The sequence below is a fragment of the Brevibacillus brevis NBRC 100599 genome, assembly GCF_000010165.1.
Taxonomy (GTDB): domain Bacteria; phylum Bacillota; class Bacilli; order Brevibacillales; family Brevibacillaceae; genus Brevibacillus; species Brevibacillus brevis_D.
In genome coordinates, this window is the sequence record NC_012491.1 from 2,612,790 (window position 1) to 2,634,121 (window position 21,332).

Here is a 21,332-nt window from a genome sequence, read left to right on the forward strand (position 1 = left end):
TTATAAGAAGGATAGTTTTTGCCTATCGGGAGGTCAATATGGAGTTACGACAAATTCGTTATGTACTCGCTGTTGCGGAAGAACGCAGTTTCTCTCGGGCAGCCAATCGATTACATTTGGCCCAACCGTCGTTGAGTCAACAAATTGCGAAGCTGGAGAAAATACTCGGTGTCAGCTTGTTCCACCGCTTGCCGCAGCACGTAGAACTGACTGATGCAGGCCAGCGCTTTATACAGGTGGCGCAAACGCTTGTCGACATGTCAGAGGGACTAGAGCGGGAAATGAGAGCTTATGCGGTAGGAGAAAGCGGTAAATTGCTTGTAGGAAGCTTGCCGATCACAGGGGCGTACGTGCTGCCAAGGGTGTTGCCTACGTTTACCAAACAATTTCCCGGCGTCGAGCTGCAATTGATGGAGGAAACGTCGAGTCATTTGGAGCAGCTGCTCGTACGGGGGAAAATTGATGTCAGCCTATTAACCATGCCCATCAGTGATCCGTCTCTGGAAATCATTCCCGCAATCAACGAAGAAATCTTTTTGGCGGTACCAGCCAATCATCCGCTCGCGAAACGAAAAGAAGTCGATCTCGCAGAGGTAGCCGATCAGCCTTTTATCCTGTTAAAAGAAGGACAAGGCTTCCGCACGATTTCGCTTCGGCTATGTGAGCAGGCGGGATTCCGACCGCGAATTGTGTTTGAGAGCTCGAACATCCAGACAGCTCAGTCACTTGTTGCAGCAGGCATGGGGTTGTCGTTTGCACCGAAGATGATTACACTCGCACCCGGAACGATCGAACCTCCAACTTATGTGCGGATAAAAACAAAACCTTCTCGCACACTCGTCGTGGCGTATCGGAAGGACAAACCGTTGTCACGCCCGGCTGAGGCATTTGTACAATGTCTCATCGAGCAGGGTGGAAAAATATAAAAGCAAACAAGAAAACCCAGTCGCCGCATTCATTTGCGAACACTGGGTTTTTCATCTTGGAGCTTTGTATCTAGAACAAGTTCAGAAAAGACGACGAGCCTGCGAGCGTGCTCCTGTGTTTTCTTGTTAAATTTACCGGAGCAGGTAATCAAATTCAGATGGGAGCTCTCTGCATTCCCAAAAATCTGATCGATGGGAGCTTCGGCCGTCTGGAAGCTTTCTACTCTGCGAACTTGGAAGGTAAGCGTTTTTCCTTTTGCTTCACGCACGGTGATTTTGTCACCGGGCTTTAGTTTTTTCAGATGGTAAAAAACAGCTGGACCCGTATAATGATCAAAATGACCGGCGATCACTGCATTCCCCTTCATTCCGGGCTTTGTCCATGGCGACAAAATACCCACGCGATCAAAAGCCTTTGGGACATCCATTTGCCCATTCGGTAAAACGCCGACAGGTTCTACACGAGCTTGCAGGTTCAGTTTCGGAATATGTAGAAGTGTTGGCATGATTCCGTCTGGAAGAGGAGGGGCAGGAAGGAACGTCGGTTGAGGTGGCAGCGAAGGACCATAAACGGTAACCGTTTGTTTGATATAGATGGGCCCTGCTGGTTTTTGCATGGTACTTTCGATTTTAGGAGCTTCGACAGGTTGTTGAGTTGTATGGCCGCAACCAATTGTAACCAAACTAATGAATAGAAGGGACCCAAGAAGTTTTTTCATAAGTTGCAAAGAAAAGGGGGAAGATCCCCCTTTAATTGCTTGCTCCACCCATACCAGTTTTCGGCAGAGCCTTGATATGAGCTTTGCCTTTATGTGCTTTGGTTTTCATATGGTGAGCCTTGGTCTTCATATGATGCGCTTTTGTTTGTACCTTGTGGTGTTTTTTGTGACCGTCATGTGTTGCGGCAGACACAGGAATTGCAGTAGTTACCAAGCATGCAACCATCAACAAAGCAGCGAATTTCTTCATGAGTAGCACCTACCTTGAAATTTTTTGGGGTTACAAGAGATAGGATTTCCGTTTGCTCATTTGTTAGTGATGGCAATTGTTTCTCCTAAACGTCCCAAACAGCCCGCGCCTATGGTACACTATTTCCAAATCATTCTGGGAGGAAGATAACATGAGAGAAATTAAGACAGAAGCTGAGTTCGAACAAGTAATCGCAGCAACCAAGCCAGTCATCGTCAAATTCTTCACGGATTGGTGCCCAGATTGTCATCGCATTGATCCATTCATGCCTGCCGTGGAGGAAAAATATAAAGAACAGCTGGATATGATCGAAGTCAACCGTGATACTCTCCCGGACCTGTCCGAAAAGTACGATGTCTTCGGGATTCCGAGCTTTATTGCGTTCCACAATGGAAAAGAACTGGTTCGCTTCGTCAGCAAGCTCGGAAAAAGTCGTGAGGAGATCGAGCATTTCCTAGATCGTGCTATTCAAGTCAGTAAAGGAATCGAGCAAGCGTAATTGCATGAACATAGAACAGGGAGATAGACAGAAATGTTATACATGAAAAAAGAAGGGGAATGGCTCGTGGCTCTCCTCCGAGACAAAGATGATGCCATCCCGATTGGGAACCTGCTGCGCGAAGAGTGGAAGCTGCCTCGCAAGCAGGTCCATCTTTTATTCCAACACAAAGAAGTACTACTGGATGGGGAACCTGTCGCTCAGCATGTTGTAGGTAAAGCAGGGCAGGAAATTCGTCTGCGGATGTGCAAGCCAGAGGCGTTGGGGCTTGATCCGGCCAGTGAAGCGCCGGAGATCTTGTACGAGGATGATCATTTGCTCATCGTCAATAAGCCGGTTGGTCTTCTGTTACATCCGACCGAACGCTACCATCATGTGACGTTGGATCATCTCGTGTCGGGGCACTTTTTCCGTACAGGTTTGGAAGCCAAGGTCCGCCATGTCCATCGACTGGATCAGGATACGTCAGGCGTTGTTCTGTACGCGAAGCATCCGTGGGCCTCTGCCCTGTTAGATGAAATGCTGCGTGAGCGCACAATCAAGCGTACCTATGTCGCGTATGTTTCGGGACAAATGCCCAAAGAGCGCGGGAAAATCAATGAACCCATTGGAAAAGATCGGAATCATGGGACGCGCAGAAGAGTCACACCTAACGGCGATCCAGCGATTACCCATTACCAGGTGAAGGAACGTTTTCAAACAGCCACGAAAGTAGAATGTCAATTGGAGACGGGGAGAACCCATCAAATTCGCGTTCACTTTAGTCATATTGGGCACCCGCTTTTAGGGGATGAACTGTATGGTGGCAAGCGTGAACTCATTAAGCGACAAGCGCTGCACGCAGCCGTGCTCAAATTTGAGCATCCATTCGGGGGAGAAGTCATCGAAGTCACAGCCCCGTTGCCACTCGATCTGTTTCACTTGGAAAAGAAGCTGAGATAATCGCCATTTGACGAGGGACTGAATAAACTGCCAAGGAGGAAACGAGAGAGGGTGGTCTTTTGAAACGACCCATAATCGGCATCTTGACTTGGCGGGAAGGCAAACGCTTTGCAGAGCAAACCTATTTTCGGCGACTGCTCAAGGCTGGACAAGAACTGGGCTGTACTGCTTTCCTATTTTCACCAAACGATGTCCTTGGATCTGGCAAGCAGGTGAGAGGGTATGTCCCAGGGAGCAATGGTGGCTGGCAAGCAAGAATATTTGACCGTCCAGACGCTGTATTCGACCGATACCGCTATACACCAACACAAGCGTTTAAAAACTATGTGGCCTTTCGGCGGACGAGTAATTTTTTGTATGCAAACAATCGCTTGGCAAACAAATGGCGTGTACATGAGGTGCTGCATCGGGACCCGAGAATGCATCGCTGGCTTCCGGAGACACACCTGTACAACCGACAAAGCCTGGTGAACATGTTAGGCAAGCATCCGTTGCTCTATGTAAAGCCACTCAATGGAACAGGGGGACGAAACATCCTGTCGATTGAAAAGCGTGGCGATGAACTTCGACTGCTCGGTCGTAACAAGCAAAGGGCGAAAGTATCCACAGTTGTAAGAGACAAAGCCGCCGCCCAGAGATGGGTAGATCGTTGGACGAGACAGGAGAAATACATCGTGCAGCAAGGGCTTCGATTGCAGTTGGTTCCTTCGCGGGCAGTAGACATGCGCCTCTTGATTCAAAAGAATGGGGAGGGTGAATGGAGCATTACAGGTCATGGGATTCGCGTGGGTCCAGAACGCAGTGCCACCTCTAATCTGCATGGCGGCGGAAGAGCTATCCCTGTATCGGTATTTCTACGACCGAGGTTTGGGGAGGAGCGTACTGCGCAGATCGTGCATGATTGCGAGCAGCTCGCTTTTCAAACAGCGGAAACACTCGAGGATCATTTTGGACGGATGGTTGAATTTGGACTGGATATTGGCATCGATGTAGATGGTCGTGCCTGGCTGATCGAAGTGAATCCCAAACCAGCGCGGGAAATTTTCCGGGAGATGGGGGCAACGGGGCAGTACAAGAATGCCATTACCCGCCCGCTTGAATACGCCATCTACCTTGCGAAAACACAAGGACGCGAAGGTCGCGAGCCACTTTTGAAGAGAAAGGTCGCCCGAGGATAGCGTGAAAGCAGAACAGCGGCAGTAGGGACAACGTCTGAAGTCCTCGTCTGCCGCTGTATTGCTAGGTGGAGATAGAAAGCGGTAATTGCAATTTGCTCGGGATGTCAGGAGCGAATTCGGGTGTATGGATAACCGAAAACGAGTATCCTTTCTTGACGAACGTCAGCTCTTGGGCATCCGAGTGGAAGAGGACGTTGCTTTTTTCAAAGCGCCTCCGCACTTTTTGTAGGAACGTTTGGTCAGGTGTTCCAAAAGTGACGTGCATTTTCGGTGGTAACGCTTTCATGGCAATGGGAATCCAAGGCCTGTTTTTCCATGTGGCTACAATATGTGCCGTTCCGCTGATAACGAAGTTAAAAATATCGCCATCCTCGTATGTTTTCATGCTGAGATTCGATTTTAGCCATTGCGTAAAAACAGGTACACTTTCCACAGGACAGCCCACTTCCCGTAAATACAGAACGTGCAGGGGAGTGGATGGCTCGACGACCTCCTCTGACACATACTCGTGGGCAATAATCTCAAGAAGATTCCCGTCACCATCGCGGAAGTACAGGTTCAGCCGTCCTTTTTCCTCATCAATGTCATGCCCATCCTCCCACCGAACAATCAAAAGACCAGATTCTTTGATCTTTTTCGCTGATTCATGAAACAGGGAATAAGGTACTTGAAAAGCAATATGGGCGGGGGATATCGGTTCATACACTTCTACAAAGGTTAAACGAAAATCGGGCGTGACTTGAAACGTAATCTGTTTGTCTGATTGAGATGAAATCGGAAAGCCGAGACGGTCTGCGTAAACCTGATGTACCCCTTGGATGGACACAGTTTGTAAGGTTAATTTTGAAAAGTGCGTGATCATCTGGCATCACCTTTTCCTATACATAGATAACATAATATAAATTATGTATACTCATTCAGTTCACACTGTTTCTAGACAATCATCTCAAATATCTTGAGAGAGGCGAACCATATCTACCACTTGAATTCCGTTTTCGTAAATTTCTTCCTCATAATGCCGCAAGAAAAAGTCCCGATCGATCCAACTCATCCGAAATCCACACTTTTGATAAAGCGCGAGCTGATCCACACTAGAATTCCCTGTGCCGACTTCGATCGTCTTATAACCGAGAGATTTGGCTACTTCAATGGAATGAAGAACGAGCTTTTTGCCAATGCCCTTGCCATGATGGGCCTCATCAACGGCGACATTTACAAGCTCAATCGTATCCGGTCTGGTTGGTATCAAGACGTATACACCTACGATGCTCTCCTCCATAACAGCGACATAGCATTGGCCTCTTTGTAAATAATCTTTCACCAATCTGACAGAGGGGTCAGCCAAAAAAAGTAAATCCATTGGTGGTTGTTCCTGTGCTGCAAGCTTGCGAATTTCCATCCGTGTTTCTCCTCCGATTCAAGTGGTTACTGGCTTTGGCAATGAAGCTGTTTCGTAGTTGACAACCAGACTATTTTCGTACGTAAAGATATGCTGACAAGGTTCATCCTCTTCCAACATGTAAGGTAAAAAAGTGGGAAGGTTTTCTGGGACGCCAGCATTGTCGGGGTCCAAGACCCATGCTAGCTCTTTCCAGTCAAGTATGCCTTCTTCCACGACCTGTGGGGTTTGAGAGCGCTCGTAGTCTTCTGGAAGATGAGCGAGAAATGCATACATACCGCCCGTTTCAACTCCATCGACTAGCCAAGAGACAATTCCTTTGTAGCAAGCGGTTTCTAACAAAATGCCCGTCTCTTCCCGAACCTCGCGAAGGACACTGTCCAGTGGAGTCTCTCCGTGCTCTAGCTTACCGCCTACGCCATTCCATAGCCCCATTAACGGTGATTTGCTGCGATTTAGCATGAGTATTCCATTTCTATGTTTGAGAAAGCATATGGTATAGCGATACATGTTATCACTTTCCTTTTTGTTACAGTCAACTTCTTTAACGACCATTGTATCAAAGGTGTGGATTCAGCAGTTATTTTTATTTGGTTTTTCGAGAGAAATTTCGTACTATTTCGTTATAATAACAAAAAGAGTGGAAGGAAGAATAGGGGGCTCGTTCAAGATGGGAGACAATGAAAAGGTGGAAGGGTTAACAATCGAGGAGTGGAAAAGGAAATACCCGCTTCTTCCTAGCTTGATAAAGACCGATGAAGTTTTTTGGACGAACCCTGGTTATGACGAGATCGCAAAAGCAACTCTCTTGGTTACGCCTGAGGAGGTCCAGGATGCTGAAGAACGTTTGCGGCGTTTTGGCTCGTTCATTCAATTGGCTTTTCCCGAGACGAGCGCTGCTGGTGGACTGATTGAGTCCCCACTCGTTCCGATAAAAGAGATGCAAAAGCACCTAGAGGCTCGCTTTGCATCGAATATTCAGGGGAATCTCTGGTTAAAATGCGACAGCCATTTGCCTATTGCAGGTTCGATCAAAGCCCGGGGCGGCATCTACGAGGTGCTGGCACATGCAGAAGAATTGGCCCAAAAGCATCAGATGCTGCAACCGGACAATGATTATGCTATTTTGGCCACAGATACGTTCCGTGAACTGTTTTCCCGTTATTCCATTGCAGTAGGCTCGACAGGAAATCTCGGTTTGAGCATCGGGATCATTAGCGCGAAGCTCGGTTTTCAAGTCACTGTTCACATGTCAGCGGACGCTAAAGCATGGAAAAAGGAATTGCTGCGGGCAAAAGGAGTCCAGGTAGTCGAATACGCATCGGATTATGGGAAAGCGGTGGAAGAGGGCAGAAAGCAGGCGGAGGCCGACCCGAATTGTTATTTCATCGATGATGAGAACTCCAAGCGTCTATTCCTCGGCTATGCAGTAGCAGCCGGACGATTAAAGAAACAGGTAGAGGAGCAGCAGATTACAGTAGATCGCGATCACCCGTTGTTTGTCTACCTGCCGTGTGGGGTGGGGGGAGGTCCTGGCGGCGTGGCGTACGGATTGAAGCTTATCTACGGAGACAATGTTCATTGCTTTTTTGCGGAACCTACCCATTCGCCCTGCATGCTGCTAGGCTTAATGACAGGACTGCATGACAAAGTTTCCGTTCAAGACTTTGGAATCGATAACAAGACAGAGGCGGATGGTTTGGCTGTTGGCCGTCCTTCGCGATTCGTAGGGAAAACCATGGAAAATCTGCTCAGTGGTGTATATACAGTCGCTGACGAAGAGCTATACGCCTTATTGCGTGCCTTGCGTGATCTCGAATCGATTCGATTGGAGCCGTCTGCGTTGGCTGGCATGCCAGGACCTGTTCGATTGTTTCAGCAGGAGGCAGGGCGTCACTACCTGGTGAAGCAAGGGCTAACGGAAAAAATGAAAAAAGCGACCCATATTGTATGGGCGACGGGCGGGAGTATGGTGCCGGAGTCTATTCAGGAAGAATATTATGCAAAAGCTCTGGATGAGAATGGGAAAAAATAAGCATCGAAATGATACAGAAAGCCCGGATCACTTCCCGGGCTTTTCATCATCCATTTATGCAATCTTCTGCGTCTTGAAAATAATAAACGTCGGTCTTCTTACTTCTGAAATCTGATGTGGCTGGATAAGAAGTCCTTCTGGCGTGCAGGTTGGCTCGATGATCTCTTGGAGGGTAAGCCCCGATTGGATTAACGTATTGACAGCAGTGGACATGGATCGGTGGTAAAAAAGCGCCTTTCTGCCGTTCATCATGTACATTTCACGTTCTCCGTCTTCCAGGTAGTTGTCCAAGGGCCAGAAATGCTTCTGCCCCTCTTCGTCGCGTACCCAGCCCTCGACCTTTTTGCGAGCGGTAATATGCGGATGGAGTGTGGAGTATACGAAATGTCCTCCGTTGCGCAAGGCGCGGCTTATTTTGTTGATCACGTGCTCATAGTCACGAACATAGTCCATGACGAGAGAGCTCGTAATGAGATCGTAGTCATGTGAGGCAAGCTCAATGTCCTCCAGGGAGCCATGTAGATATTGAATGTTCTCATGACTGTTATTCGTTCGGGCATATTCCAGCATATTGTGGGAAAGATCAACACCGATCACTTCACTTGCACCTTGCTCTACACAGTATCTGGCAAACTGTCCGCCACCACAACCGAGGTCGAGTACACGCAAACCTTTTAGGGAGGGGAGACATCCGCGAAAGGCGGGCTGTTCGATCATATCATTCTCCGATTGACCGGACAGACGCAGCTTTTGATAGTCCTGATAAAAATCCAGTTGATCATACAGATTTTGTTTCATCCTATATCTCCCCGTTTCCATTTTTTCTCGGATTCCTATTATGGATAAAAGATGAAGATGATGTCAATTATTTGTTTAAAACGATTGAAAATGAGAGCAGGAGTTTGCTTTTTTTACGAGAATTAGTGATAGACAACCCATTTTTGTGATTCCGTCTGCTTTGCTGTGACGGTTTTTTTCTGTAAGAAGATTTGGTTTCGATATTTTTTGGCGAGACTGAAATCGAAGGAGGGATATACGTGGACCAAATACTTCAACTGATCAAAGATTACTGGCCGATTGCGCTAGCTATCATAATCATCATCATGGCTGCCCAATGGGTGGTGCGAAGTATCATTCGAATTATTTCGCTTGCAGCTATTATTGGTGTTGTGCTCGTGTTGTTTTTCCAATTCAGTCCTGAAGAAGTGATCCAAATGGGGCGCCAAGCAGCCGTAGCGACGCAGGAAGTCGTCGATAAGACGATTACTCCGGTATTGGACAAAGAGCTTAAGGATGCGGATATTTCCTTCAAGGAAGATGGCACCTATGAAGTGAAGACAACGAATATTCGTATCGTAGGTAAAAAAGGCGAATCCAAAGCGACTGTTTATTACAAGGATGAGGAATGGGAAGTAAATATCGGTCAATTGAGCAAGCTGTTCCAGGATCGACTCGGGAAAGCGGAGCAAGAAAGCAAGACGATGTAGAAAGGGAAAAACGCATGGGGCCAAAAAGGTCTCATGCGTTTTTTGCTGGATAGGCGAGTACTTCCTTTACGCTTTCGTCATATCCGGAGCTACGCGCAGTCGAGTTGCTTGCTCATAAGCGTAGGCCAGACGAAGTAAAGTAGGTTCCTGGAATGCCAAGCCAGTAAGCATGATGCCAAATGGTTTGCCTGCGGAAGTATAGCCAGCCGGAACCGTAATCGAAGGGTAACCAGCTTTGGCTGGGATCGCATAACCCGTACTTCCAGGGTACAAGAGGGCGTCGAGTTGGTGCTCCTTCATGACAGCATCAAGGCCTTGTTTTTGTGACATTTCCAAATCGAACAGGAGATTTGCCAGATATTCCGGCTCTGTCAGTGTGCCACTGGTTTTCTCGGATTCTTCTAGCAGCTCTTGCCCGTAAAGCAGGGCTTGTTCTTCATGTGCCCGATTAAAAGCAATGACATCCTGTAAGGAGCGGATCGGGTAGGAGGCTGGTAACGTTTTTAAGTACGCATTTACCCCAACCTTGAATTCATGCACGAGAACATGTATGTTCCATTCGGCATTTTCTGTCGGGATGGTGACCGCATCTATGATAGTTGCGCCAGCCTCTTTAAGCTTTTCAATAGCTGCTTCATACAAGGCGATTTCTTCGGCTTCACACTCAGCCAAAAATCTGGAGCGTACAACGCCGATGCGTGCACCCCGCAATCCATCTGCATCGAGGAAGGGGAGGTAATCGGTCTGCGCGAGACCCTCGCTTTTTCCAGTCACCGGATCCTTTTCATCTATGCCAGTAAGCGCGCCAAGCAAAATAGCTGCATCTGTCACGGTTCTCGCCAACGGTCCGGCTGTGTCTTGGCTATGGGAAATCGGGATGATACCCGAACGACTGATTAAGCCAACAGTAGGTTTGATTCCCACGAGCGAATTTTGTTCTGCTGGATGGAGAATCGACCCGGAAGTCTCCGTACCGACTGCCACAACAGCAAAACCTGCGGCAATCCCAGCAGCCGACCCCGAGCTAGACCCGCCGACATCGAGTACACCAGGACCGTATGGGTTCAACACTTGTCCACCGCGCGAGCTGTAGCCATCTGGCATGTCATTGGAGATAAAGTTAGCCCATTCCGTCAGATTGGTTTTCCCTAAAATAACCGCGCCCGCCTCTCGGAGCTTGGTAACGACGAATGCATCCGCAGAGGCAAACGAATCAGCTAAAGCTAGAGCTCCAGCCGTCGTGTGCATCTTGTCAGATGTCGCAATGTTATCCTTAATCAATACAGGGATTCCGTGAAGCGGCCCACGACTGCCTGACACCGCTCGTTCTCGATCCAGTGACTCTGCGATCGCTAGTGCATCTGGATTTAGCTCACAAATGGCATTGATTCGGATGCCTTGTTTGTTGTAGGTGGCAATCCGCTGTAAAAAGGCGAGGGTCAATTCCCGCGAAGTCGTGGTTCCAGCTGTCATTGCAGCTTGCCATTCGAGAATGCTCGTTTCATGAATCACTGACATAATGTATCCCCTTTTGCGAATGATTTGATTTTTATTATAGTACCAAATTCAGGGAAAGGAAATGAGAGGGGGGTGAGCCTTTTGTTTATAAACAAACAAGCTGACTCTGCGAGAGAATCAGCTTGTTTGTGTTTGTACCAAATTATACGTTTGATCCAGCAGCTTCCAGCTTCGCTTTTTCTTCCGCTTCTACATAACGGTTGCGAGGGTGGTCGCGGCATTCATCGGAGCAAGAACGCTTGAATTTTGTCTCACATTCTGTGCAGCAGAAGTGCTGTTTGTTGCAGAATGGGTTGGCGCAGTTTACATAGCGGTCTTCGACAGTACCACAGTAATGGCAACGGCCAATGACGACGTCTTCTTCGGTATGATTGATCGGTATGGAGATGCGCTCGTCAAACACGTAGCATTTTCCATCCCACAGGCGCCCTTGGACTTCTGGATCTTTACCATACGTGACAATTCCGCCCTCAAGATGGTACACATTTTCAAAACCTTGTTGCAGCAAGACACCTGTCAGCTTTTCGCAACGAATACCGCCTGTGCAGTAGGTGAGGACTTTTTTATCCTTGAACTGGCTCATGTTGTCACGAATCCACTCAGGGAACTCACGGGATGAATCCACTTCAGGGCGAATCGCACCACGGAAATGTCCCAAATCGTATTCGTAATAGTTGCGACCGTCGAGGATTACGACATCCTCTTCCTGCATCATTTCGTACCATTCTTTTGGGTTCAGATAGGTGCCAACTAGTTCATTCGGATTGACATCTTCCTCCAAACGCCATGTTACGAGCTCTTTTTTCGCACGCACAAACATTTTTTTGAATGCATGCTCTTCCGACTCATCTATTTTAAACCACATATCACTAAAACGTGGATCTTTTCGCACATATTCCATGTAGGCGTCTGTTTGTTCAATCGTTCCGGATACGGTTCCATTAATGCCCTCCGGAGCTATGATAATCCGCCCTTTCAGCCCGTTATCCTTGCAAAATTTCAAGTGCTCGGCTGCGTACTCCTCATAATTTTCAATAGGAGTATACTTGTAATACAACAAAATGCGATATGGTTTTTGTACTTGCAAGGTACAATTCCACCTTTCTTTTTCAATTGTGATTTTAGATGCATCGGTGATTATACCACATTCCATTGTTAGATGCGCTAAAAAAGTAAGGGGTTTGTGAGGTTTTTATGAAATCGGTGCTTCTTGCTGGATGTGGTTGCTTCTTGTACACTATGAATGGTAATCAGCCCACAGGCTATATGAGGAGAGACTATTACATGAACATGACAAATGAGCGCCCGGTTACACAGGTGAAAATTAAAAAGCTCCACCAAGACGCCGTGATCCCAGCGTACGCGAGAGCAATGGACGCGGGCTTTGATCTGGTCGCGGTAGAGGATACATTGATTGCCCCAGGACAATCTGCAAAGGTTCCAACAGGCTTGGCGTTCGCGCTTCCAGAAGGATTTGAATTGCAAGTGCGCCCTCGCTCCGGGATCAGTGCAAAAACAAAGCTGCGCTTGTCCAATGCACCAGGGACTGTTGATGCTGGTTATCGCGGTGAAGTATGCGTCCTGATCGATAACATTCGGATCGCATCCGGAAAAAGCGGCAAGGTATGTCTGGGTGCTGGCGAAAACGAAGTAACCGTTGAACAAGAAGTCGATGCCCATAGCTACTTGATCAAAAAAGGGGATCGGATTGCACAAGGTGTGATTGCAATCGTTCCAGTCGCGCAGTTCGAAGTAGTCGATGAGCTGGATGAGACGGAAAGAGGAGCGGGTGGCTTCGGCAGCAGCGGTATCAAGAGCTAGTTCTTTTTCTATTTGAGTGAAAATACAAGACCCCTGATCATCAGCCGAGTACATGGACGTGAGCTGATAGGTCAGGGGTCATTGTTTTGATTAAAACCTCATCCTTTGGAGGATAAAAACCGGTTAATTCTCGAAAGGTCGTCAGCTGTAAGCGAACGCCCATCTGCTTTGATGAATACGCAAGGTCCATAGACCCAGTCTAAAAAACCATCTGACGTGATAGGGAAATTGTTTGCTTCTACTCCGCGAGCATCTTCATTCACAACGAGGGAGATTCCCTCCAGATGATCATCTTCCACTACCTCATAGTCTCCGCCCACCAGCTCCTGTAGTTCATCCGTCCCAGCGATTTCTCGAACAACTGCATTTTCGTGCGGAAGCTTAACATATACCGTAGTCAAGCGCAATCACTCCTTCTAACACCCATCATACCGTATAAGCAATGAATGGGGCGATAGGGGAACGGATGCAGGTTGGCGTGTTGGTTACCCTAATGGTTGAGTGTCATCGCCCACTCTGTGAAAAAAGGGATGCGCGTATACGAAAACACGGAAGTGGTGCATCAAAAAGTCCAGACTGGAGGACTTTTGGTCTATACAAAAAGTGGGCACACAATCAAGTGCAGGCGTGCCGTGTTTGCGACTGGCTACGAAGCGCAAACCATGAAACGAAATGCCAACGCGGTGATTTCCAGCTCGTTTTCCATCGTGACCAATCCAGTCGAAGCGCTTACGGGTTGGCCAAATGCTTGTTTAATCTGGGAAACCGCTCGTCCCTATTTGTATATCCGTACTTGTTTGGAGGGCAGAATCATTGTCGGAGGACTTGATGAGCCGTTGAACGACCTACAAAAGAAGGATGCCTCTAGTCTGAAGAAGCGGGATCAATTACTCGCAAAGATTCAAGAGTTATTTCCACGTATTCCCATTAGAGCCGAATATTATTGGGGAGCGACTTTTGTTGAAACGCATGATGGACTCCCGCTGTTTGGGGAGCAGGAAGGGTATCCGCACTGCTTGTTCACGCTAGGCTACGGAGGGAACGGAACCGTCTATTCCACGATCGGCGCGCAAATCATCAGTGATATGATTACAAAAGGAAGTCACGCGGACGCCGATCTTTTTGCTTTTGACCGGAGGAAATATGCCAGTGCCACAATCTGATCGAAACAAGCTTTCCCATTTGAGCGGGAAGGCTTATTTTTTTGAAAAAATCAGAACGGGCGGGCCCAAATTTGCTGGATAGGCGAATAACATTTGAACGTGGCCTACCTGCCTAGCATAGGGTAGATGGAAATATCGTTGACAGGAACAGAAAGGCAGGTATAATCTTCAATAACAGAGTATTCCGAGTAAATTACTATAGATTAAAAGAGGAGTGAAGGTGAGCTGTATGAAAACCACGAAAGGCAAGGTCCAGACGATCCTGCAACGCGTAGGAATCGTTGCTATGGCTGCGGCTATGGCTGGCTGCTCGGCTGCTGCACCAGCAGAAACTGGTAAGGGAGCAGGGGGCAGCAACACTACGGTAGAGCTGCTCAATGTTTCCTACGATCCGACGCGAGAGTTTTACCAAGATATCAACAAGGAGTTTGCCTCAGAGTGGCAACAAAAGACAGGTCAAACAGTGACGATCAAGCAATCACATGGCGGTTCAGGCAAGCAATCCCGCTCCGTCATCGATGGTTTGGAAGCAGATGTGGTGACCCTTGCCCTTGCTTACGATATTGACGCGATTGCCGAACACGGTCTGATTCCTGCTGATTGGCAAAAGAAGCGCTCGAAAAACAGCTCGCCTTACACCTCCACGATTGTGTTTCTGGTACGTAAAGGCAATCCGAAGCAAATCAAAGATTGGGATGATTTGATCAAGCCTGGTATCTCCGTGATCACTCCGAACCCGAAAACGTCTGGGGGAGCCAGATGGAACTACTTGGCTGCATGGGGTTATGCCTTGAAGACAAATGGGGGAGATGAAGCGAAGGCACAAGAATTCGTCGCACAACTGTTTAAAAATGTACCCGTCCTCGATTCTGGGGCGCGCGGTTCGACCACTACTTTTGTCGAGCGTGGCATGGGGGATGTGCTGATTGCATGGGAAAACGAAGCGTATCTCGCGGTCAATGAACTAGGGAAAGACAAGTTTGAGATTGTAAATCCGTCCGTGAGCATTTTGGCTGAACCGCCTGTCACCCTCGTTGACAAATACGCTGACAAGCACAAGACAAGAGAAGTAGCGGAAGCGTACCTCCAGTTCCTGTATACCAAAAAAGGCCAAGAGCTCGCAGCCAAGCATTACTACCGCCCTCGTTCACAGGAAGTACTCAAAGCACATAAACCCGCATTCCCTGACATCCAATTGTTTACCATCGATGAGTTGTTTGGCGGCTGGACGAAAGCACAAAAGACTCATTTTGCAGATCAAGGCGTCTTCGATCAACTTTATAAACCATAGACCTACACTTTCCTCAGAGGAGTTACCTTCATGAGAAAATCACTCCACAACAGAGGGTTTCTGCCAGGCTTTGGCATGACCATGGGCTATACCATCATCTACCTGAGTCTACTGGTGCTGATCCCTCTGTCTGTCTTGTTTTTAAAAGCTTCGACGATGAGCTGGGAGCAATTCATCGGGACGATTATGGATACGAGGGTCCTTGCCTCCATTCGTGTGAGTATTATGACTTCTTTTTTCGCGGCTTGTCTCAATGCGGTGTTCGGCGTCTTGGTGGCATGGGTGTTGGTTCGCTATCAGTTTGCGGGGAAGCGGATCATTGACGGCATTGTTGACCTGCCTTTTGCTTTACCTACCGCAGTAGGCGGGATTGCCCTGACTTCTATTTACGCTGAAAATGGCTGGATCGGGCAGTACCTGGCGGAATGGGGGATCAAGGTAGCGTACACCCCCATCGGTATATGGGTTGCACTAACATTCATTGGTCTTCCTTTTGTCGTCAGAACCGTCCAGCCTGTTTTGCAGGATTGGGATTTGCAAATGGAGGAAGCGGCGGCTACGTTGGGCGCTACCCGATGGAATACATTTTGGCGGGTAGTTTTGCCGCATCTGTTACCGGCAATCATTACGGGTTTTGCGCTTGCCTTCGCCAGAGCCTTGGGGGAGTATGGCTCCGTCGTTTTCATCTCCGGGAACATGCCGTTGAAAACAGAGATTGTACCCCTTTTGATTATGACCAAGCTGGAGCAGTTTGATTATGCAGGCGCTACGGCAATTGCAACCGTCATGCTTGTCATTTCCTTTGTCATGCTTTTGGTCATCAACTACTTGCAATGGAAAATCAATAAATTCGATGCGGCCCGTTAGGAGGTATGACGTATGAAGCATTTGACGGAGCCAGCTTATATTCGATGGACACTGATTATCGTGGCCATGCTCTTTCTTGGCTTGTTTTTGATCATGCCACTAGTGGCTGTGTTTACAGAAGCATTTCGGCAAGGGGCGGAGGTGTTCGTTGCCGCAATTACTGAGGAGGAAACGTTATCCGCTGTTAGGCTCACCTTGCTAGTGGCAGCCATTAGCGTACCGCTGAATGTGACGTTCGGGATCGCTGCTGCATGGGCAATCGCCAAGTTTTCGTTCCCGGGTAAAAATGTGTTGCTTACGTTGATAGACTTGCCATTTGCCGTATCTCCAGTCATCGCGGGCCTAATCTTTGTCCTCTTGTTTGGGAGTCAAGGTGTGGCGGCACCCTTGCTAGCGGCGTGGGATTTCAAAATCATTTTCGCGGTTCCCGGTATCGTACTTGCGACGACCTTTGTTACCTTTCCGTTCGTCGCTCGTGAACTCATTCCAGTCATGGAAGCACAGGGAAGAGACGAGGAGGAAGCAGCAGTCTCACTCGGAGCAAGCGGCTGGAAAACATTTTTACGCGTCACGCTGCCAAATGTAAAATGGGGGCTCTTGTACGGGGTCATTTTGTGCAATGCCCGCGCCATGGGTGAATTCGGGGCAGTATCCGTCGTTTCTGGTCATATCCGCGGCATGACCAATACGCTCCCGTTGCATGTGGAGATTCTCTACAACGAATACCAATTCGCTGCTGCCTTTGCGGTAGCCACCTTGCTTGCTGCCTTAGCCTTAGTGACGCTTATTCTGAAAAGCCTGATCGAGTGGAAGACCGAGCGGCAGGTAAAGCTGGATGAGGAACAACACTACGACGTGACAGGAGAGAGAGCCGGATGAGTATCGAGGTAGTGAACATAACCAAGTCTTATAAGAGCTTTACAGCGCTGAAAAATGTAAATCTGCATATCCCGGAAGGCGAACTCGTAGCGCTTCTCGGACCTTCCGGATCGGGAAAAACGACGCTTTTGCGTCTCATCGCTGGACTGGAGCAACCGCAGGAGGGGAGGATTCTCTTTCACGGAGAGGATAATACGAACCGCGACGTGCGCGAGCGGCAGGTTGGGTTTGTTTTTCAGCATTACGCCTTGTTTCGGCATATGAACATCTTTGACAACATTGCGTTTGGATTGTCCGTTCGCTCACGCAAAACACGACCGAGCAAGGAAGAAATCAGTGAAAAAGTTCATTCCCTGTTAAAACTCGTGCAGCTAGAAGGTCTCGCACATCGCTATCCCTCGCAGCTATCTGGTGGGCAGCGCCAGCGTGTTGCATTGGCGAGGGCGTTGGCAGTGGAACCAAAATTTTTGCTGCTGGATGAACCGTTTGGCGCTTTGGATACGAAAGTGAGGCAGGAGCTACGTCGCTGGCTCCGTCATCTGCACGGGAAGCTTGGGCTAACGATTCTATTCGTTACACACGATCAGGAGGAAGCGATGGAATTGGCGGATCAGGTAGTTGTGATGAATGAAGGGCGAGTGGAGCAGGTAGGATCGCCCGAAGAAATTTATCATCATCCGGCGAATCCGTTTGTGTACAGCTTTCTGGGGCGGGTCAATCTGTTTCACGGACGAATCCAAAATGGCAAAATCAAGCTCGGTGAGGCAGAGTTCGAGACAGATTGGAAGGACAAAGCGGTGGAGGCTCCCGCTGTCGGATACATGCGGCCACACGATGTAGAGATCTCAGTGCGCCCGCCAGAGGCGAAGTCTGCCAGATCGGTTCAAGCTGAGATTAACCATATTTCGCTCTTGGGGCCGATCGTTCGCCTTGATCTGAAGCGATTGGACACGGAGGAGGTATTTGAGGCAGAGATGAGCAGGCAGCGCTTTATGGAGCTGAACGTAGAAGAGCAGAGCATTGTGTACGTGACGTTGCACAATGTATCGATCTACGTGGATTCACAACCTGTACAGACACATCGCCCTGCCCGCGTTCCGTTGCAGGCCAGTGTTTGATCTGATTTCTTGCAAATAAACCGGTCTGCATATGCTGCAGGCCGGTTTTTGATGAGTCACTCATTATTCGCCGCGTTGCTTGGAGCGTGTCTGTTCTTTGCTAATTGTGTTCGATCTGCGGGTTTGTGAAGGGTTTTCTTTCTTTCCCATCTCATTTTTAACACCATTTTGCTTGGACATATCGGAAGCCTCCTTCCCACTGGATTGCCATGGTAGTTTTCCCTGCCAGAGTCCATTTCATGAATCCAGTATTTTTTGCTAGGCGCGAAATCGTTTACCTTTTGCAAAATGAGGTCATCTCTGGTAAGATAAGTGTTTGAACGATTCAAAAAAGGCAGGTATTGCGACGATGATAAGCACTCAGAACGTGACGCTGCGCTACGGGAAGCGCGCACTGTTTGAAGATGTATCCATTAAGTTTACCCCAGGTAACTGTTACGGCCTCATCGGTGCGAACGGTGCAGGGAAGTCTACCTTCGTGAAGATCCTCTCCGGAGAGATCGATCCGACGAGCGGTCACGTTTCGGTGACACCGGGCGAGCGTATCGCTGTATTAAAGCAGAACCACTTTGAATTCGACGAGTACGAAGTGTTAAAAACGGTAATTATGGGCCACAAGCGCCTATTCGAGATCATGGAAGAGAAGACCGCTCTTTACATGAAAGAAGATTTCTCTGAGGAAGACGGCAATCGCGCGTCCCAATTGGAGGGAGAATTCGAAGAGCTAAACGGCTGGATGGCCGAAGCAGATGCAGCTAGCTTGCTGATCGGTCTCGGTATCCCGACAGACCTGCACGACAAGCAGATGAAGGATCTCGCTAGTTCGGAGAAGGTACGCGTTCTGTTGGCGCAAGCGCTGTTTGGTAATCCACACATCCTGCTTTTGGATGAGCCGACGAACCATTTGGACATCGAGTCGATTCGTTGGTTGGAAAACTTCCTGGCGGATTATGAAAACACCGTCATCGTTGTATCCCATGACCGTCACTTCCTGAACAAGGTATGTACGCACATTGCGGATATTGACTTTGGCAAAATCCAAATGTATGTAGGTAACTACGACTTCTGGTACGAATCGAGCCAATTGGCGTTGAAAATGGTTCGTGATCAGAATAAGAAGAAAGAAGAAAAAATGAAGGAACTGCAAGAGTTTATTGCGCGTTTCTCTGCGAATGCTTCCAAGTCCAAGCAGGCGACTTCGCGTAAAAAGCTGTTGGAGAAAATTACGTTGGAAGACATTCGTCCTTCCAGCCGTAAGTATCCGTTCATCAACTTCAAGCCAGAGCGTGAAGCGGGTAAAAACCTCGTAGCTATCGAAGGCTTGAGCAAGACAATTGAAGGCGAAAAACTGTTTGAAAACCTTCACCTCACCATCAACAAAGGGGACAAAGTTGCATTTGTCGGACCAAACGAGCTGGCAAAAACAACCTTCTTCCAAATCTTGATGGGCGAAGTTCAGCCTGATAGCGGTTCTTTCGAATGGGGCGTTACGACTTCCCAAGCGTACTTCCCAAAAGACAATGCGGAGTACTTTAACTCCGATTTGAGCCTGGTTGACTGGCTGCGCCAATACTCTAAAGATCAAGACGAGACTTTCATTCGTGGATTCCTCGGTCGCATGCTGTTCTCTGGAGATGAAGCGCTGAAAAAGTCAAACGTATTGTCCGGGGGAGAAAAAGTTCGTTGCATGCTGTCCAAGATGATGCTGGCGAGTGCCAACGTATTGATCATGGACGAACCGACGAACCACTTGGATTTGGAATCCATTACTGCATTGAACAACGGCTTGATTGAGTTCGACGGTACACTTTTGTTCGTATCTCATGACCACCAGTTCGTTCAAACCATTGCGAACCGGGTCATTGAGTTCACGCCGAAGGGTGTCATTGATAAAATGATGACATATGACGAGTACCTGGAGAGCGATGAAATCAAACGCCTGCGTGACGAGCATTACGCGTAAGATGCCTACGCACATATAAAAAGCCCTTGGCTTCGCACTGATTGAAGTGTGGTCAAGACCCCATTTAGTGGACATTGAAATAAGCCCTAGGCTATAAGCTGACGTCGGTATTCAACCGGCGTCAGCTTATTTAGTTTTCGTTGTGCTCTTTTCTCGTTATAAAAGAGAATAAATTCTTCTATTCGCCTTTGTGCTTCCTCTATACTTCGGATATCATAGGGATAGAGTGCTTCAACTTTCAGATGCGAAAAGAAGCTCTCCATAGAGGCGTTGTCATAACAATTGCCTCGGCGTGACATGCTGATTTGGGCTCCAACCTTTGGCAGCATGTCGTGGTAAGCATGGGACGTGTACTGGTACCCTTGATCGCTGTGAACGATCAATCCAGCCACGTCTTTTTGTTTTTCAAATGCTTTCTTGAAGGTTTCTAACACAAGTGGATTATCGTTACGCTGGCTTAGATGATAAGCGACAATCTCATTGTTCCATAGATCTTTTATAGCAGATAAGTAAATCCGATGGTCAAATACCCGAAACTGTGTGACATCCGTTACCCACTTTTGATTAGGCCCTTCCGCAGTGAAATTCCGTTGCAGCAAATTTTCCGTGATTCTGCCATCCGACACAGCCGTTTCATAACTGGTACGGTGGATGTATTTACGACGGATGATTGCCTGCATGCCTAGCTCCTGCATGAGACGTAGCACTTTCTTGTGATTTACTTTCAGGTTATATTGGCGGTATAACTCGTCCTGGACACGACGATAGCCAACCGTCTTGTCCCGTTCTTCATAAATGCTTCTGATTTTGCGTTTGAGATGTTCGTCGGGATCATCGTCCTTGCGTTTCACATACGCATAGTAACCGCTTCGGCTTATACCTAAACAAGCGCACAGTTCTTGAACGCTTCGTTTGTCCCTTAGCTCGTCAACGACGATGTGCTTGTTTTGCAACCCTCCCGATTCAAGATTTGTAACCACTTTTTTAAGACATCTACCTCCAGTTGTAGACGCCGAATTTCCCGGTCCTGCTCCGTTTCAACCCGATGAGGATTTCCACGCCCGTCCTTGAATGATGCATCTCCATTTTCACGATACTTTCTCATCCAAGTTCTGACGCGGTATTTATCCTGGACCCCTAGGTGTTCTGCAATCTTTCTGTAGCTCCATCCTTCTTCCACGTGCAAGCGAACCGCTTCTACCTTGAGTGATTCTGGATAATGTTTACATTTGTGTCCTTTCACTGCCATGACGAAAAGCACCCCCTAGAATTACATC

The 21,332-nt window shown here is 48.1% G+C and carries 24 protein-coding genes; 13 read left to right on the plus strand and 11 right to left on the minus strand.

Going from position 1 to position 21,332, the window contains the following annotated elements:
- Positions 1-38: 38 nt before the first annotated feature.
- Entirely contained in the window at positions 39-926 is an 888-nt protein-coding gene (locus BBR47_RS12940; protein WP_012686216.1) for a LysR family transcriptional regulator, read from the plus strand.
- A 29-nt stretch (positions 927-955) separates the two neighbouring features.
- Here BBR47_RS12940 and BBR47_RS12945 read toward each other — a convergent pair whose 3' ends face one another.
- Positions 956-1,543, minus strand: coding sequence for a class F sortase (locus BBR47_RS12945; protein ID WP_231850589.1), 588 nt, complete (start codon positions 1,541-1,543; stop codon positions 956-958).
- Positions 1,544-1,676: 133 nt separating this feature from the next.
- Complete coding sequence (locus BBR47_RS12950) at positions 1,677-1,895, minus strand: hypothetical protein (protein WP_012686218.1); 219 nt, start codon at positions 1,893-1,895, stop codon at positions 1,677-1,679.
- 151 nt (positions 1,896-2,046) lie between these two features.
- Here BBR47_RS12950 and BBR47_RS12955 point away from each other — a divergent pair, with 151 nt between their 5' ends.
- The 3 genes from BBR47_RS12955 to BBR47_RS12965 are packed head-to-tail and all read left to right on the plus strand — an operon-like array spanning position 2,047 to position 4,514.
- Positions 2,047-2,394 carry a thioredoxin family protein gene (locus tag BBR47_RS12955; protein WP_012686219.1) on the plus strand — a complete coding sequence of 116 codons (348 nt, stop codon included), beginning with the start codon at positions 2,047-2,049 and terminating at the stop codon, positions 2,392-2,394.
- Positions 2,395-2,427: 33 nt separating this feature from the next.
- Positions 2,428-3,336: an RluA family pseudouridine synthase gene (locus tag BBR47_RS12960; protein WP_012686220.1), complete on the plus strand. Its 909-nt coding sequence runs from the start codon at positions 2,428-2,430 to the stop codon at positions 3,334-3,336.
- Between the two features lie 59 nt (positions 3,337-3,395).
- Positions 3,396-4,514, plus strand: a complete 1,119-nt coding sequence (locus BBR47_RS12965) for a YheC/YheD family protein (protein WP_041749397.1) — start codon at positions 3,396-3,398, stop codon at positions 4,512-4,514.
- Positions 4,515-4,575: 61 nt separating this feature from the next.
- Here BBR47_RS12965 and BBR47_RS12970 read toward each other — a convergent pair whose 3' ends face one another.
- The 3 genes from BBR47_RS12970 to BBR47_RS12980 form a co-directional block, all read right to left on the minus strand.
- Positions 4,576-5,376, minus strand: coding sequence for a VOC family protein (locus BBR47_RS12970; RefSeq protein ID WP_012686222.1), 801 nt, complete (start codon positions 5,374-5,376; stop codon positions 4,576-4,578).
- 84 nt (positions 5,377-5,460) lie between these two features.
- Positions 5,461-5,913 carry a GNAT family N-acetyltransferase gene (locus BBR47_RS12975; protein ID WP_012686223.1) on the minus strand — a complete coding sequence of 151 codons (453 nt, stop codon included), beginning with the start codon at positions 5,911-5,913 and terminating at the stop codon, positions 5,461-5,463.
- A gap of 18 nt (positions 5,914-5,931) precedes the next feature.
- Positions 5,932-6,423 (minus strand): NUDIX hydrolase, encoded by a 492-nt coding sequence (locus BBR47_RS12980; RefSeq protein WP_012686224.1) that lies wholly within the window; start codon positions 6,421-6,423, stop codon positions 5,932-5,934.
- A 160-nt stretch (positions 6,424-6,583) separates the two neighbouring features.
- On the opposite strand from BBR47_RS12980, the gene BBR47_RS12985 reads away from it, so the two are divergent.
- On the plus strand, positions 6,584-7,948 hold the full coding sequence (locus BBR47_RS12985) for a D-serine ammonia-lyase (protein WP_041749398.1): 1,365 nt from the start codon (positions 6,584-6,586) through the stop codon (positions 7,946-7,948).
- A 54-nt stretch (positions 7,949-8,002) separates the two neighbouring features.
- Here BBR47_RS12985 and BBR47_RS12990 read toward each other — a convergent pair whose 3' ends face one another.
- A complete protein-coding gene (locus tag BBR47_RS12990; RefSeq protein WP_012686226.1) occupies positions 8,003-8,746 on the minus strand; it encodes a class I SAM-dependent methyltransferase in 744 nt (247 codons plus the stop codon).
- 239 nt (positions 8,747-8,985) lie between these two features.
- Here BBR47_RS12990 and BBR47_RS12995 point away from each other — a divergent pair, with 239 nt between their 5' ends.
- Positions 8,986-9,435 (plus strand): hypothetical protein, encoded by a 450-nt coding sequence (locus tag BBR47_RS12995; protein WP_012686227.1) that lies wholly within the window; start codon positions 8,986-8,988, stop codon positions 9,433-9,435.
- A gap of 66 nt (positions 9,436-9,501) precedes the next feature.
- Here the strand turns inward: BBR47_RS12995 and BBR47_RS13000 are convergent, their stop codons facing one another.
- Positions 9,502-10,953: an amidase family protein gene (locus BBR47_RS13000; protein ID WP_012686228.1), complete on the minus strand. Its 1,452-nt coding sequence runs from the start codon at positions 10,951-10,953 to the stop codon at positions 9,502-9,504.
- Positions 10,954-11,095: 142 nt separating this feature from the next.
- Positions 11,096-12,040 (minus strand): rhodanese-related sulfurtransferase, encoded by a 945-nt coding sequence (locus BBR47_RS13005; RefSeq protein WP_012686229.1) that lies wholly within the window; start codon positions 12,038-12,040, stop codon positions 11,096-11,098.
- A gap of 197 nt (positions 12,041-12,237) precedes the next feature.
- Here BBR47_RS13005 and dut point away from each other — a divergent pair, with 197 nt between their 5' ends.
- Complete coding sequence (gene dut / locus BBR47_RS13010) at positions 12,238-12,774, plus strand: dUTP diphosphatase (RefSeq protein WP_016740092.1); 537 nt, start codon at positions 12,238-12,240, stop codon at positions 12,772-12,774.
- Between the two features lie 98 nt (positions 12,775-12,872).
- Here dut and BBR47_RS13015 read toward each other — a convergent pair whose 3' ends face one another.
- A complete protein-coding gene (locus tag BBR47_RS13015) occupies positions 12,873-13,175 on the minus strand; it encodes a DUF3846 domain-containing protein (protein ID WP_012686231.1) in 303 nt (100 codons plus the stop codon).
- 129 nt (positions 13,176-13,304) lie between these two features.
- Between BBR47_RS13015 and BBR47_RS13020 the strand changes: the two genes are divergently transcribed.
- The 6 genes from BBR47_RS13020 to BBR47_RS13045 all read left to right on the plus strand — a co-directional run bounded on the left by BBR47_RS13020 (position 13,305) and on the right by BBR47_RS13045 (position 20,055).
- Positions 13,305-13,937, plus strand: coding sequence for an NAD(P)/FAD-dependent oxidoreductase (locus BBR47_RS13020; protein WP_231850614.1), 633 nt, complete (start codon positions 13,305-13,307; stop codon positions 13,935-13,937).
- Positions 13,938-14,223: 286 nt separating this feature from the next.
- Positions 14,224-15,228 (plus strand): sulfate ABC transporter substrate-binding protein, encoded by a 1,005-nt coding sequence (locus tag BBR47_RS13025; RefSeq protein ID WP_231850615.1) that lies wholly within the window; start codon positions 14,224-14,226, stop codon positions 15,226-15,228.
- Positions 15,229-15,258: 30 nt separating this feature from the next.
- A complete protein-coding gene (cysT, locus tag BBR47_RS13030) occupies positions 15,259-16,095 on the plus strand; it encodes a sulfate ABC transporter permease subunit CysT (protein ID WP_012686234.1) in 837 nt (278 codons plus the stop codon).
- Between the two features lie 12 nt (positions 16,096-16,107).
- The gene (gene cysW, locus BBR47_RS13035) at positions 16,108-16,974 is read left to right on the plus strand and encodes a sulfate ABC transporter permease subunit CysW (RefSeq protein ID WP_012686235.1); all 867 of its coding nucleotides are present in this window, start codon (positions 16,108-16,110) and stop codon (positions 16,972-16,974) included.
- A complete protein-coding gene (locus tag BBR47_RS13040; RefSeq protein WP_012686236.1) occupies positions 16,971-18,092 on the plus strand; it encodes a sulfate/molybdate ABC transporter ATP-binding protein in 1,122 nt (373 codons plus the stop codon). The genes cysW and BBR47_RS13040 overlap by 4 nt, the downstream gene beginning before the upstream one ends.
- 349 nt (positions 18,093-18,441) lie before the next feature.
- Positions 18,442-20,055, plus strand: a complete 1,614-nt coding sequence (locus tag BBR47_RS13045; RefSeq protein ID WP_012686237.1) for an ABC-F family ATP-binding cassette domain-containing protein — start codon at positions 18,442-18,444, stop codon at positions 20,053-20,055.
- A gap of 86 nt (positions 20,056-20,141) precedes the next feature.
- Here the strand turns inward: BBR47_RS13045 and BBR47_RS13050 are convergent, their stop codons facing one another.
- Together BBR47_RS13050 and BBR47_RS13055 are read right to left on the minus strand one after the other, a co-directional pair.
- On the minus strand, positions 20,142-21,008 hold the full coding sequence (locus BBR47_RS13050) for an IS3 family transposase (protein WP_162023112.1): 867 nt from the start codon (positions 21,006-21,008) through the stop codon (positions 20,142-20,144).
- Positions 20,975-21,304 (minus strand): helix-turn-helix domain-containing protein, encoded by a 330-nt coding sequence (locus BBR47_RS13055; protein WP_012686239.1) that lies wholly within the window; start codon positions 21,302-21,304, stop codon positions 20,975-20,977. The genes BBR47_RS13050 and BBR47_RS13055 overlap by 34 nt, the downstream gene beginning before the upstream one ends.
- Positions 21,305-21,332 lie beyond the last annotated feature (28 nt).